At 70.9% G+C, this 12,236-nt stretch carries 14 protein-coding genes and 3 tRNA genes; 13 read left to right on the top strand and 4 right to left on the bottom strand.

The window, feature by feature from the left end; genetic code table 11:
* Positions 1-15: 15 nt before the first annotated feature.
* Together ACF1AG_RS31395 and ACF1AG_RS31390 are read right to left on the bottom strand one after the other, a co-directional pair.
* Positions 16-672 carry an SDR family oxidoreductase gene (locus ACF1AG_RS31395; RefSeq protein ID WP_359599717.1) on the bottom strand — a complete coding sequence of 219 codons (657 nt, stop codon included), beginning with the start codon at positions 670-672 and terminating at the stop codon, positions 16-18.
* 87 nt (positions 673-759) lie between these two features.
* A complete protein-coding gene (locus tag ACF1AG_RS31390; protein WP_359599716.1) occupies positions 760-2,028 on the bottom strand; it encodes an amidohydrolase family protein in 1,269 nt (422 codons plus the stop codon).
* 209 nt (positions 2,029-2,237) lie between these two features.
* Here ACF1AG_RS31390 and ACF1AG_RS31385 point away from each other — a divergent pair.
* The 7 genes from ACF1AG_RS31385 (at position 2,238) to ACF1AG_RS31355 (ending at position 5,612) form a co-directional block, all read left to right on the top strand.
* Positions 2,238-2,310, top strand: a tRNA-Thr gene (locus tag ACF1AG_RS31385).
* A gap of 46 nt (positions 2,311-2,356) precedes the next feature.
* Positions 2,357-2,429 (top strand) — tRNA-Met (locus ACF1AG_RS31380).
* Positions 2,430-2,517: 88 nt separating this feature from the next.
* Positions 2,518-2,682 (top strand): 50S ribosomal protein L33, encoded by a 165-nt coding sequence (gene rpmG / locus ACF1AG_RS31375; RefSeq protein WP_003948671.1) that lies wholly within the window; start codon positions 2,518-2,520, stop codon positions 2,680-2,682.
* A 119-nt stretch (positions 2,683-2,801) separates the two neighbouring features.
* Positions 2,802-3,254 (top strand): MaoC family dehydratase N-terminal domain-containing protein, encoded by a 453-nt coding sequence (locus tag ACF1AG_RS31370; protein ID WP_359599714.1) that lies wholly within the window; start codon positions 2,802-2,804, stop codon positions 3,252-3,254.
* Positions 3,255-3,262: 8 nt separating this feature from the next.
* Positions 3,263-3,691: a MaoC family dehydratase gene (locus ACF1AG_RS31365; protein ID WP_225654515.1), complete on the top strand. Its 429-nt coding sequence runs from the start codon at positions 3,263-3,265 to the stop codon at positions 3,689-3,691.
* 71 nt (positions 3,692-3,762) lie between these two features.
* Positions 3,763-4,818, top strand: coding sequence for a UDP-N-acetylmuramate dehydrogenase (locus ACF1AG_RS31360; protein ID WP_359599713.1), 1,056 nt, complete (start codon positions 3,763-3,765; stop codon positions 4,816-4,818).
* A gap of 74 nt (positions 4,819-4,892) precedes the next feature.
* On the top strand, positions 4,893-5,612 hold the full coding sequence (locus tag ACF1AG_RS31355; protein WP_359599711.1) for a hypothetical protein: 720 nt from the start codon (positions 4,893-4,895) through the stop codon (positions 5,610-5,612).
* On the opposite strand, the gene ACF1AG_RS31350 is transcribed toward ACF1AG_RS31355, so the two are convergent.
* Together ACF1AG_RS31350 and ACF1AG_RS31345 are read right to left on the bottom strand one after the other, a co-directional pair.
* Positions 5,557-6,597, bottom strand: coding sequence for an adenosine deaminase (locus ACF1AG_RS31350; RefSeq protein WP_359599709.1), 1,041 nt, complete (start codon positions 6,595-6,597; stop codon positions 5,557-5,559). The two genes, ACF1AG_RS31355 and ACF1AG_RS31350, sit on opposite strands and share 56 nt — an antisense overlap.
* 127 nt (positions 6,598-6,724) lie before the next feature.
* Positions 6,725-7,951, bottom strand: a complete 1,227-nt coding sequence (locus tag ACF1AG_RS31345) for a pyridoxal phosphate-dependent aminotransferase (RefSeq protein ID WP_387795047.1) — start codon at positions 7,949-7,951, stop codon at positions 6,725-6,727.
* 284 nt (positions 7,952-8,235) lie between these two features.
* Here ACF1AG_RS31345 and ACF1AG_RS31340 point away from each other — a divergent pair.
* The 6 genes from ACF1AG_RS31340 (at position 8,236) to ACF1AG_RS31315 (ending at position 12,118) form a co-directional block, all read left to right on the top strand.
* Positions 8,236-8,308: transfer RNA gene (locus tag ACF1AG_RS31340), tRNA-Trp, on the top strand.
* Positions 8,309-8,416: 108 nt separating this feature from the next.
* On the top strand, positions 8,417-8,686 hold the full coding sequence (secE, locus tag ACF1AG_RS31335; protein ID WP_086704420.1) for a preprotein translocase subunit SecE: 270 nt from the start codon (positions 8,417-8,419) through the stop codon (positions 8,684-8,686).
* A gap of 80 nt (positions 8,687-8,766) precedes the next feature.
* Positions 8,767-9,594 (top strand): transcription termination/antitermination protein NusG, encoded by an 828-nt coding sequence (gene nusG / locus ACF1AG_RS31330; RefSeq protein ID WP_391810762.1) that lies wholly within the window; start codon positions 8,767-8,769, stop codon positions 9,592-9,594.
* Between the two features lie 179 nt (positions 9,595-9,773).
* Positions 9,774-10,208: a 50S ribosomal protein L11 gene (gene rplK / locus ACF1AG_RS31325; RefSeq protein WP_024883170.1), complete on the top strand. Its 435-nt coding sequence runs from the start codon at positions 9,774-9,776 to the stop codon at positions 10,206-10,208.
* A gap of 81 nt (positions 10,209-10,289) precedes the next feature.
* Positions 10,290-11,015, top strand: a complete 726-nt coding sequence (gene rplA, locus ACF1AG_RS31320; protein WP_145829780.1) for a 50S ribosomal protein L1 — start codon at positions 10,290-10,292, stop codon at positions 11,013-11,015.
* Positions 11,016-11,185: 170 nt separating this feature from the next.
* Positions 11,186-12,118: a hypothetical protein gene (locus tag ACF1AG_RS31315; RefSeq protein WP_387795045.1), complete on the top strand. Its 933-nt coding sequence runs from the start codon at positions 11,186-11,188 to the stop codon at positions 12,116-12,118.
* Positions 12,119-12,236: the final 118 nt, after the last annotated feature.

Here is a 12,236-nt window from a genome sequence, read left to right as displayed (position 1 = left end):
GGAGCTCCAGCCCGCTCAGTTGCCCGCGACCGACCTGACCGCCACCGGCACCGGCGTCGAGCCGCTGATCAGTTCCAGTGTGAGGCCCGCCGTCGCGGGCGTGTCCACCAGTTCCGAAAGGACGGCCGCCACGTCGTCGCGGGGGATAGGGCCGCGGCCCGTACGGGCCTCCAGGCGGACCAGGCCCGTGCCCGGCTCGTCCGTCAGCTGACCCGGCCGCAGAATCGTCCAGTCCAGGCCGTCCAGGCTGCGTACGTACGCGTCCGCCTCGCCCTTGGCGCGCAGGTACACGTCGAAGACCTCGTCCCCCTGGTGCTCCGCGTCCGCACCCATCGACGACACGACGACGAACCGGCGTACGCCCGCCCGGACGGCCGCGTCCGCGAACAGGACGGCCGCCGCCCGGTCCACCGTGTCCTTGCGGCCCACGCCGCTGCCCGGACCGGCGCCCGCCGCGAACACCGCCGCGTCCGCGCCCTTCAGGATCTCCGCGACCTCCTCGACGGACGCCGACTCCAGGTCGAGCACGATCGGCTCCGCGCCCAGCTCCCGCAGGTCGTCCGCCTGTTCGGGTTTGCGGATGATGCCCGCCGCCTCGACCCCGCGCGCGGTGAGCAACCGCTCAAGACGCAGCGCGATCTGACCATGACCACCAGCGATGACAATGCGCATGCCTTCGACCGTACGTCTTACCGGGCCCGTCCGCCGCCCGGCCGGCCGGGCCGCACCGCGGCAGGACTCGCCTGGCCTCGCGGGCCCTTACGCCGGTCCGCGTCCCTGCCGCGGCAGCCCCGGACCGGTGCCCGACGCAGCCGAGTCGCAGTACTCCCGCACCGCGCTCGTGCGGGCCACCACCCGCCCCCCGTGCACCACGATCCGGCTGTACGCCAGGGACAGGGCGGCCGGCAGGCCGTCGCCCCGAACCGCCAGCAGGTCGGCGGGGAAACCCGCCTCCACCCGCACCTCCGGCAGCCCCATCGCCGCCCGCGCCCGCGTGCTCACCGCCGCGTACGCGTCCTCGGGGGACAGGCCCTGACAGGAGGCCAGCAGGTACGCCGCCTCCAGCGGATCGCCCCGGCCCACCGGGTTCGACACGTCCCGCAGGGAACCGCTGCCCGCAGCCACCCGCACGCCCGCCGCGCGCAGCAGCCGTACCGGCGCCGCGTCCCGGCCCTCCGCCGCGCCGCAGCCGCCCTGGGGCAGGCACACCACCGTCACCCCGGCCGCCGCGAGCCGCTCCGCCGTACGGGCCGCGACGTCGGCGGGGAGGGCGGACAGGCCCCCACAGGGACCGAGCGTCACCCCCGGCCGCAGCCCGCCCGCGATCGCCGCGAGGCGGGCCAGCCGGGCCGGGTCGGACGCGTCGGTGTGCAGATCGACCGGCAGGCCGTGCTCGGCGGCCGTTTCCAGCACCGCCTCCACATAGCCCGTGGGGTCGGGGTCGAGGTCCGGGCAGCCGCCCACCACGGACGCGCCCATCTTCACCGCGTCCCGCAGCACCGCCAGCCCGTCCGCCCCGGCCACCCCGGTCAGCACCCGGGGCATCGCCACCGTGGTCAGTTCGGCCAGCCCGCGCAGCGAGCGCGCCGCGCGCAGCACGGCCCGCAGCGCGCCGAGCCCTGCCATGTCCCCCACGCGCACGTGCGCGCGCTGGGCCGTCGCACCGTGCCCGAGCTGGAGCAGCGCCGCCTCCGTCGCCCGGCGCTGCACGTCCTGGGGGTCCTGGGAGACGGGGCCCGGGCCGTCGGCGGACAGCGCCGTGTCGGCGTGGGCGTGCGGTTCGGCCGGGGCCGGCAGCAGTAGGTAGCCGGTGAGGTCGAGCCGCGGTACGCACGCGCGCGTGGCGTCCGCCGTGAGGCTGCCCGCCGTGCCGACGGCCTCGATGCGCCCGCCGCCCAGCCGTACGTCCACGGTCCGGCCGTCCGTGAGGCGGGCGCCGCACAGGAGGAGCGGGGGAGGGTCGGCCGGACCGGAACCGGAGGGCGAGGACCACGGCTGGGACGGTGGCTGCGGCCGGTTGTCGGGCATCGCGCTCCTGGGGCTCGGGCTGCGCACGAGGACGCACGTCACGCTGAGACAAGATCACGCAGAGTGAGTCGAGCCTAGGACGGCCCCCCGTCCCACGCCGGGAGGAACGCAATAGTCGTACCGGCGTGGCCCGTGCGTCCGGGAGGGGGACGGAGGGCGGAAACGGATTTGGGCGAACGGCGGCGGACCGTGTAATGTCTTCATCGCTCGCCCCAATAGCTCAGTCGGCAGAGCGTCTCCATGGTAAGGAGAAGGTCAACGGTTCGATTCCGTTTTGGGGCTCTGGTGTGAGAGGTTCCCGCCGCGAGGCGGGGCCCGATCGCATCAAAGCGGTGTAGCTCAGTCGGTAGAGCAAGCGGCTCATAATCGCTGTGTCACCGGTTCAAGTCCGGTCACCGCTACAGACAGTAGCCGATTGCGGGGTCGGTCCTTCGATCGGCTACTCTTCTTGCGTTAATCAAGTCCATCCGTTCGTCAAGGAGCACTCACGTGGCTGCCACCGACGTCCGCCCGAAGATCACGCTGGCCTGCGTGGAGTGCAAGGAGCGGAACTACATCACCAAGAAGAACCGGCGTAACAACCCGGACCGTCTTGAGATGAAGAAGCACTGCCCGCGTTGCAATGCGCACACCGCGCACCGCGAGACGCGATAAAACAGGCTCGTACACGAGGCCGTCCCCCCAATCGGGGGGCGGCCTCGTGTCGTTTCCCCACCGACACCACACACCGTGAGACACGTCGGTTCCGGACCGACACAGGAGGTGCCGCGCGCATGGCGCTCGACCAGTCCTTCGTGGGGCGGAGCTACCCGCCCACCGAGCCCTACGAGGTGGGCCGGGAGAAGATCCGCGAGTTCGCCGAGGCGGTGGGGGACGCCAACCCGGCGTACACGGACACGGAGGCGGCCCGGGCGCTCGGCCACCCCGACGTGATCGCCCCGCCGACCTTCGTGTTCTCCATCACGTTCAAGGCCGCGGGCCAGGTCGTCGCCGACCCGCAGCTCGGCCTCGACTACAGCCGCGTCGTGCACGGCGACCAGAAGTTCGCCTACAACCGGCCCGTGCGGGCCGGCGACCGGCTCACGGTCACCTCCACCATCGAGACCATCCGGACGATGGCGGGCAACGACATACTGGACATCCGCGGTGAGGTGCACGACCAGGACGGCGAGCACGTTGTGACCGCCTGGACCAAGCTGGTGGCCCGCGCGGCCGAGGAGGCGTGAACCACACCATGACGGCGAAGATCTCCTACGCCGACGTCGAGGTCGGCACCGAGCTGCCCGCGCAGACGTTCCCCGTGACGCGCGCCACCCTCGTCCAGTACGCGGGAGCCTCCGGCGACTTCAACCCGATCCACTGGAACGAGCGGTTCGCCAAGGAGGTGGGCCTGCCCGACGTCATCGCGCACGGCATGTTCACCATGGCCGAGGCGATCCGCGTCGTGACCGACTGGGCGGGCGACCCCGGCGCGGTCGTCGAGTACGGCGTCCGCTTCACCCGGCCGGTCGTCGTGCCCGACGACGACAAGGGCGCCGTCATCGAGGTCAGCGGCAAGGTCGCCGCCAAGCTCGACGACAACACCGTCCGCGTCGACCTCACCGCGACCAGCGCCGGCCAGAAGGTCCTCGGCGCCTCGCGCGCGGTCGTACGACTCGCCTGAGTCCGGGTCCGGCCCGGAGCCCCGGCGGCGGGGGAGCGGGGGGCGGCGACGCCGTCTCGTAGTCTTGAGCCGTGCAGGAACTCCACGACGCCCCCCTCGCCCCGCTGACCACCTTCCGGCTGGGCGGCCCCGCCACCCGGCTGGTCACCGCGACCACCGACGACGAGGTGATCGCCGCGGTCCGCGAGGCCGACGCCGCGGGCACCCCGCTGCTCGTCATCGGCGGCGGCTCCAACCTGGTCGTCGGCGACAAGGGCTTCGACGGCACCGCGCTCGTCGTCGCCACCAAGGGCGTCACCCTCGACGGCACCCGCCTGGAACTGGCCGCCGGTGAGGTGTGGACCGACGCCGTCGCGGCCACCGTGGAGGCCGGGCTGGCCGGCGTCGAGTGCCTGGCCGGCATCCCCGGCTCCGCGGGCGCCACCCCCATCCAGAACGTCGGCGCCTACGGCCAGGAGGTCGCCTCGACGATCACCGAGGTCGTCGCCTACGACCGGCGCACCGGGGAGACCGTCACCCTCTCCAACGAGGAGTGCGCCTTCTCCTACCGGCACAGCCGCTTCAAGGCCGACCCCGAGCGGTACGTCGTCCTGCGCGTCCGCTTCCGGCTGGAGGACGCCGGCGGGCTGTCCGGCCCGGTCAAGTACGCCGAGACCGCCCGCGTGCTCGGCGTCGCGCCCGGCGAGCGGGTGCCGCTGGCCACCGCCCGCGACACGGTGCTGAAGCTCCGCGCCGGCAAGGGCATGGTGCTGGATCCGGAGGACCACGACACCTGGTCGGCCGGCTCCTTCTTCACCAACCCGATCCTCGACGACGAGACGTTCGCCGCATTCCGTACGCGTGTACGGGAGCGGTTGGGCGACGGCGTGGAGCCGCCCGCCTACCCCGCCGGGGCCGGACGCACCAAGACCTCCGCGGCCTGGCTGATCGACAAGGCCGGCTTCACCAAGGGATACGGCAGCGGACCGGCCCGCATCTCCACCAAGCACACCCTCGCGCTCACCAACCGCGGTGAGGCCACCACGGAGGACCTGCTGGCCCTGGCCCGCGAGGTCGTGGCGGGCGTCCACGAGGCGTTCGGGATCACCCTGGTGAACGAGCCGGTCATGGTGGGCGTCGGCCTCTGAGCGGCGCCGGCCGCGTAATTCCGTTGCCGCGCCGCGACCGTCGCGCGTATCCCTGAGGTCATGAGGGAGCATCCGTGCGGCTGAGAACCGAGGAGTTCCGGCCGCGCGCCGGGCGCTACGCCTTCCGGGTGGTCCAGCCGCGCCCCGCGCCGCGGCACACCACGCTCGTCGACCCGATGCGCGAGTGGGGCCACCTGGTCGGGGACCACGGCGGACTGGCTCGCCTCGCCGGGCTGTTCTCCTTCGCGGCGTACTCCCCGCACACGGTCGTCCATGTCCCGCTCCGGCAGAACATCCCCCGGGACTTCCCCCAGGGCGTGCCCGTCGATCTGGTCCTCGTCCACCAGACGCTGGGACTGCGGCCCTCCACCTGGCCCGACCTGCGCCGCGGGCTCACCCAGGGCGTCCCGCGCACCGTCCGCACCGACGAACGGCGCACCGCGCGGCACGCCGCCGCCTGGGAGGACCTCTGGGGGCGGCGCTGGGACCGCCTGCCCCGCACCGACCGCATCCAGCCCGCCGTCCACGCCCGGACGCTGTTCCTGTCCGGCGGGCGGGACACCTTCGCCGCCGCGTCCGTGAGGCTCACCGAGGCGGCCGGCTTCGGCCCGCTCGCCAAGGGCGCGGCCAAGGGGTACGACGTGCTCTGCGCCTCGCTCACCACACTGCTGCCCCTGTCCCGGGGACGGGGGACGGAGCTGGACATCGGCTTCCAGGCCTATCCGCCCCTGGCCCACTTCACCCCACCGGGGCGGTCAGCCAGGCGTCGACGTCCGACAGCAGTTTCTCCTTGACGTCCTCCGGCGCCGCCGAGCCCCGGACGGACTGCCGGGCCAGCTCGGCCAGCTCCGCGTCCGTGAAGTCGTGGTGCCGCCGCGCGATCTCGTACTGCGCCGCCAGCCGGGAGCCGAACAGCAGCGGGTCGTCCGCGCCGAGCGCCATCGGCACACCCGCATCGAACAGCGTGCGCAGCGGCACGTCCTCCGGCTTGTCGTAGACGCCGAGCGCGACGTTCGACGCCGGGCACACCTCGCAGGTGACGCCCCGGTCCGCGAGGCGTTTCATCAGCCGCGGGTCGTCCGCCGCCCGCACTCCGTGCCCGATGCGGTGCGCCTCCAGGTCGTCCAGGCAGTCCCGCACCGACGCGGGTCCCGCCAGCTCGCCGCCGTGCGGCGCCGACAGCAGCCCGCCGTCCCGCGCGATGGCGAACGCGCGGTCGAAGTCGCGGGCCATGCCGCGCCGTTCGTCGTTGGAGAGCCCGAAGCCGACGATCCCCCGGTCGGCGTAGCGCACGGCGAGACGGGCGAGCGTGCGGGCGTCCAGCGGGTGCTTCATCCGGTTGGCGGCCACCAGCACACGCATGCCGAGCCCGGTGTCGCGGGACGCCGAGTCCACCGCGTCGAGGATGATCTCCAGCGCCGGGATCAGCCCGCCCAGCCGGGGCGCGTACGACGTCGGGTCGACCTGGATCTCCAGCCAGCCGGAGCCGTCCCGGATGTCCTCCTCGGCGGCCTCCCGCACCAGGCGCTGGATGTCCTCGGGCGATCTGATGCACGAGCGTGCCGCGTCGTACAGGCGCTGGAAGCGGAACCAGCCGCGTTCGTCCGTGGCCCGCAGCCGGGGCGGTTCCCCGCCGGTGAGGGCGTCGGTCAGCGCCTCGGGGAGTCGCACCCCGTACTTGTCGGCCAGTTCCAGCAGGGTGCTGGGCCGCATCGACCCGGTGAAGTGCAGATGCAGATGGGCCTTCGGCAGCTCAGAGACATCACGTACACGCTCCATTCGCCGATCCTGCCGCATGACACGGCCGTCCCGGTAGCGCCTTCCCCGTACGCGGTCTTGCTCGCACAGACGAACGGGGGCGCCCAGGACAGTCCTGGGCGCCCCCCGGAGCGGAACGGAGGGGACGTCAGTCCCGCGCCTCCGCCAGCAGCTTCTGGACGCGGCTCACGCCCTCGACGAGGTCCTCGTCGCCCAGCGCGTAGGACAGCCGCAGGTAGCCCGGCGTGCCGAACGCCTCACCGGGGACCACCGCGACCTCGGCCTCCTCCAGGATCAGCGCGGCCAGCTCGACCGTGTTCTGCGGGCGCTTCCCGCGGATCTCCTTGCCGACCAGCGCCTTCACCGAGGGGTACGCGTAGAACGCGCCCTCGGGCTCGGGGCAGACCACGCCGTCGATCTCGTTGAGCATCCGCACGATGGTCTGGCGGCGGCGGTCGAACGCCTCGCGCATCGTGGCGACCGCGTCCAGGCCGCCGGAGACGGCGGCGAGGGCGGCGGCCTGCGCGACGTTCGACACGTTCGACGTGGCGTGCGACTGGAGGTTGGTCGCGGCCTTCACGACGTCCTTCGGGCCGATGACCCACCCGACCCGCCAGCCGGTCATGGCGTACGTCTTGGCGACGCCGTTGACGACGATGCACTTGTCGGCCAGCTCGGGCACGACCACCGGCAGGGAGTGGAACTCGGCGTCCCCGTAGACCAGGTGCTCGTAGATCTCGTCCGTGAGGACCCACAGGCCCTTCCCGGCGGCCCAGCGGCCGATCTCCTCGATCTGCTCGCGGCTGTAGACGGCGCCGGTCGGGTTGGAGGGCGAGACGAACAGGAGAACCTTGGTGTTCTCCGTGCGGGCCGCCTCCAGCTGCTCCACGCTCACCCGGTAGCCGGTGGTCTCGTCGGCGACGACCTCGACCGGGACACCGCCCGCCAGCCGGATCGACTCGGGGTACGTCGTCCAGTACGGCGCCGGGACGATGACCTCGTCGCCCGGGTCGAGGATCGCGGCGAAGGCCTCGTAGATGGCCTGCTTGCCGCCGTTGGTGACCAGGATCTGGGCCGGGTCGACCTCGTAGCCGGAGTCGCGCAGCGTCTTGGCGGCGATCGCCTGCTTCAGCTCGGGCAGGCCGCCGGCCGGGGTGTACCGGTGGTACTTGGGGTTCTTGCAGGCCTCGATCGCGGCCTCGACGATGTAGTCCGGCGTCGGGAAGTCGGGCTCACCGGCGCCGAAGCCGATCACCGGTCGCCCGGCGGCCTTGAGGGCCTTGGCCTTGGCGTCCACGGCGAGGGTGGCGGACTCGGAGATCGCGCCGACTCGGGCGGAGACCCGGCGCTCGGTGGGAGGGGTTGCAGCGCTCATGGGGCCCATCGTTCCAGACACGAAACACACTCGGCACAGCGGTTTCACGGACTGAACAACACCGGGCAAAGGGTGGAACACCAGTCCGCATCACGCGTCCGCGGGCGGTGTGGCCAGGACGATCACCGGCCTTGGTGTGGCCGGTGAGCCCCCTCCCAGGCACTTTCTGTTCGACGCCCGGCCCAGGAACACGTACACTCTCACCTCGTTGGCCTTCAGCGGCCCGCGCTCAGCCGGTGCACACCAAGCATCCGGCCGGATGCGGTACGTTGGGGGACGCACAAAGGGTCGTAGCTCAATTGGTAGAGCACTGGTCTCCAAAACCAGCGGTTGGGGGTTCAAGTCCCTCCGGCCCTGCTACACACACCTTCGCCAGGATGTGTGCGCATGTACGTACAGCAATGCACCGCCGTGCGGCTCAGACCGGGCGCGGCACGGCCACGACCCGGAATCAGGTGAGGACGAGTGACGGACGCCGTGGGCTCCATCGACATGCCTGATGCCCAGGAGCAGAAGCCCCGCAAGGGCGGCAAGCGGGCCAAGAAGGGCCCTCTGAAGCGTCTCGCGCTCTTCTACCGCCAGATCATCGCGGAACTCCGCAAGGTCGTCTGGCCCACGCGCAACCAGCTGACGTCGTACACGATCGCGGTGATCATCTTCGTGGTCGTGATGATCGGCCTGATCACCCTGATCGACTATGGCCTCAGCAACGCCGCCAAGTACGTCTTCGGCTGATCCCCGAGCGAAGAGCGCCGAGGTACCCGGCGCTCCTTTCGCATGTTCCACCCCTATGTATCCAGGAAGAAGCAGCCACCGTGTCTGACCCGAACGTGAACGACGCCGTCGAGCCTTACGGCGAAGGGGCCGAGTCCGCCGAGGACGCGCTCGCCGCCGTCGAGGCCGCGGACGTCGAGGACACCGAGGCCTCCGCCGAGGCCGAGGCTGCCGACACCACCGACGCCGAGGCCGCGGACGAGGAGTCCGCCGAGGCCGCGGAAGAGGCCGAGGCCGAGCCGGAGGACGACCGCGACCCGGTCGAGAAGCTCCGCGAGGAACTGCGGACGCTCCCCGGCGAGTGGTACGTCATCCACACCTACGCGGGCTACGAGAACCGCGTGAAGACCAACCTCGAGCAGCGCGCCGTCTCGCTCAACGTCGAGGACTACATCTTCCAGGCCGAGGTGCCGCAGGAAGAGGTCGTCCAGATCAAGAACGGCGACCGCAAGACGATCAAGCAGAACAAGCTCCCGGGTTACGTCCTGGTCCGCATGGACCTGACGAACGAGTCCTGGGGCGTCGTCCGCAACACCCCGGGTGTCACCGGCTTCGTGGGCAACGCCTACGACCCGTACCCGCTGACGCTGGACGAGATCGTCAAGATGCTCGCCCCGGAGGCCGAGGAGAAGGCCGCCCGCGAGGCCGCCGAGGCCGAGGGCAAGCCGGCTCCGCAGCGCAAGGTCGAGGTCCAGGTGCTGGACTTCGAGGTCGGCGACTCGGTCACCGTCACCGACGGTCCGTTCGCCACGCTGCAGGCGACCATCAACGAGATCAACCCCGACTCCAAGAAGGTCAAGGGCCTGGTGGAGATCTTCGGCCGCGAGACGCCGGTCGAGCTCTCCTTCGACCAGATCCAGAAGAACTAGCCCTTCTGGACCGGCTGTTGCACAGCTTCCGCGCAGGTCAGGCGAACGCTCGCGCGTTTGTCTGACCTGCTCGGTTTTTGGCCGCGCATCCATACCCGTTATCGTTGTGCGGTATGCCTGCGTCCCGGAGCTTTTCCAGGACCCGGGCAGGACCCGAATTCGAAAGGACCCGGAGAGCCATGCCTCCCAAGAAGAAGAAGGTCACGGGGCTCATCAAGCTCCAGATCCAGGCCGGTGCCGCGAACCCGGCCCCGCCGGTCGGCCCCGCGCTGGGTCAGCACGGCGTGAACATCATGGAGTTCTGCAAGGCCTACAACGCCGCGACCGAGTCGCAGCGCGGTTGGGTCATCCCGGTGGAGATCACGGTCTACGAGGACCGTTCCTTCACCTTCATCACGAAGACCCCGCCGGCCGCGAAGATGATCCTCAAGGCCGCGGGCGTGGAGAAGGGCTCCGGCGAGCCGCACAAGACCAAGGTCGCGAAGATCACCGCCGACCAGGTCCGTGAGATCGCCACGACCAAGATGCCCGACCTCAACGCCAACGACCTGGACGCCGCGTCGAAGATCATCGCCGGCACCGCCCGTTCCATGGGCATCACGGTCGAGGGCTGACCTCCACCCCCGTAAGCCAAGCAGTAGTGGCAGGGCCGGCTCGGCCCGGACCACAACTCCTCGAACGCACAGGAGCTTTCAGTGAGCAAGCGCAGCAAGTCTCTCCGCGCTGCGGACGCCAAGATCGACCGGGAGAAGCTGTACGCCCCGCTCGAGGCCGTCCGTCTCGCCAAGGAGACGTCCACGACCAAGTTCGACGGCACCGTCGAGGTCGCCTTCCGTCTGGGTGTCGACCCGCGCAAGGCCGACCAGATGGTCCGTGGCACCGTGAACCTCCCGCACGGCACCGGTAAGACCGCCCGGGTCCTGGTCTTCGCGACCGGTGACCGTGCCGAGGCCGCGCGTGCCGCGGGCGCCGACATCGTCGGCGCCGACGAGCTGATCGACGAGGTGTCGAAGGGCCGTCTGGACTTCGACGCCGTCGTCGCCACCCCGGACCTCATGGGCAAGGTCGGCCGCCTCGGCCGCGTGCTCGGTCCCCGTGGTCTGATGCCGAACCCGAAGACCGGCACCGTGACCCCGGACGTCACCAAGGCCGTCAACGACATCAAGGGCGGCAAGATCGAGTTCCGTGTCGACAAGCACGCGAACCTGCACTTCATCATCGGCAAGACGTCGTTCGACGACACCAAGCTGGTGGAGAACTACGGCGCGGCCCTGGAGGAGATCCTCCGTCTGAAGCCGTCCGCCGCCAAGGGTCGCTACATCAAGAAGGCCGCGCTCACCACCACGATGGGCCCCGGCATTCCGCTCGACCCGAACCGCACCCGCAACCTCCTCGTCGAGGAGGACCCGGCCGCCGTCTGAGCCGGGTGAGCCGGCCGACGGCCGGACTCGCGCACGCGTGACAGAACCCGTCCTCGCGCCCAACTCGGGCACGGGGGCGGGTTTTTTCGTACGTCTGTGTCGGTGCGGTGGGTTACCGTTCACGGGAATCACACACGCAGCACAGCGAGACAGCAGGGGTGGGGAATCCGATGGTCATGGCCACATGGAAGCGCGCGGGTGTCTGTCTGACGGCCGCGGCGGTCGTCGTGGGCCTCGCGGGGTGCCAGGACGGTGACGACGGGGGCGGCAAGAAGGCCGGCGCCTCCGCCGAGGGGCAGACGCGGGAGGAGGCGGCCGAGGTGCTCCAGGCCGCCTTCAAGAAGACCTCGGAGGCGAAGTCCTCCAAGATCCGGATGACCATCCAGACGTCCGGGACCGCGGCGGAGAGCGGCACCATGGAGATGTCCGGGGTGCAGGGGTGGGACCCGGCGGTCATGGACGTCACCATGAAGGGCTCCGGATTCGCCGCCGCCGGCCCCGGGACGCCCGAGCAGATGCGCATGATCATGCTCGACGGCGTCATGTACGTGGACATGGGCGCGGAGCAGGCCGCGGAGATGGACGGCAAGCGCTGGATGAAGATGGACTTCAAGGCCCTCGCCGACGCGTCGGGCGACCCGGAGGTCCAGAAGCAGATGACCGGTGGCCTGGAGAACATGAACCAGGACCCCGCGCAGCAGCTCGCCCTGCTGCTGGAGTCGTCGAGCCTGAAGCACGTGGGCCCCGAGAAGGTCGACGGGGTGGAGGCGCAGCACTACAAGGGCACGCTCAGCTTCGAGGAGATGGTCGACGCCAACACCTCCTTCGACCTGCTCTCGAAGGACGAGCGCGACGAGCTCGTCGCCACGGCCGAGAAGTCGGGCATGAAGGGCTACGACACCGAGATCTGGGTCAACGAGGACGACCTCCCGGTCAAGATGGTCGTCGGCATGACCATGGCCCAGGGCACGATGAAGATGACCTCGCACTTCTCGGACTACGGGGCCAAGGCCGAGGTCGAGGCCCCGCCGGCCGGGGAGACCCTCGACTTCATGCAGATGCTCAAGGACCTGGAGTCGCTGGGCGCCGGCTCGGCCGCCTGACGTCCGGCGAGGGCTCCCGGGTGCGGCACGCCTTGCGCCGGGAGCCCCCGATCGGCCGATTTGCCTCACGCCGATCCGGTCGCGTACTCTTCCGAGGAAGCCAAAGACCGCTGGTCGT

The sequence above is a fragment of the Streptomyces sp. NPDC014764 genome (assembly GCF_043082785.1).
In the GTDB taxonomy this organism is placed as follows: domain Bacteria; phylum Actinomycetota; class Actinomycetes; order Streptomycetales; family Streptomycetaceae; genus Streptomyces; species Streptomyces althioticus.
The sequence above is the reverse complement of the archived record's forward strand: the minus strand, read 5'-3'. Positions and strand labels throughout refer to the sequence as shown.

Coding starts and splice junctions, on each gene's coding strand:
- ACF1AG_RS31365 (WP_225654515.1), top strand. CDS start 3,263: ATGACGGCGAAGATCTCCTACGCCGACGTCGAGGTCGGCACCGAGCTG.
- ACF1AG_RS31370 (WP_359599714.1), top strand. CDS start 2,802: ATGGCGCTCGACCAGTCCTTCGTGGGGCGGAGCTACCCGCCCACCGAG.
- rplK (WP_024883170.1), top strand. CDS start 9,774: ATGCCTCCCAAGAAGAAGAAGGTCACGGGGCTCATCAAGCTCCAGATC.
- ACF1AG_RS31395 (WP_359599717.1), bottom strand. CDS start 672: ATGCGCATTGTCATCGCTGGTGGTCATGGTCAGATCGCGCTGCGTCTT.
- ACF1AG_RS31390 (WP_359599716.1), bottom strand. CDS start 2,028: ATGCCCGACAACCGGCCGCAGCCACCGTCCCAGCCGTGGTCCTCGCCC.
- ACF1AG_RS31350 (WP_359599709.1), bottom strand. CDS start 6,597: ATGGAGCGTGTACGTGATGTCTCTGAGCTGCCGAAGGCCCATCTGCAT.
- ACF1AG_RS31345 (WP_387795047.1), bottom strand. CDS start 7,951: ATGAGCGCTGCAACCCCTCCCACCGAGCGCCGGGTCTCCGCCCGAGTC.
- ACF1AG_RS31315 (WP_387795045.1), top strand. CDS start 11,186: ATGGTCATGGCCACATGGAAGCGCGCGGGTGTCTGTCTGACGGCCGCG.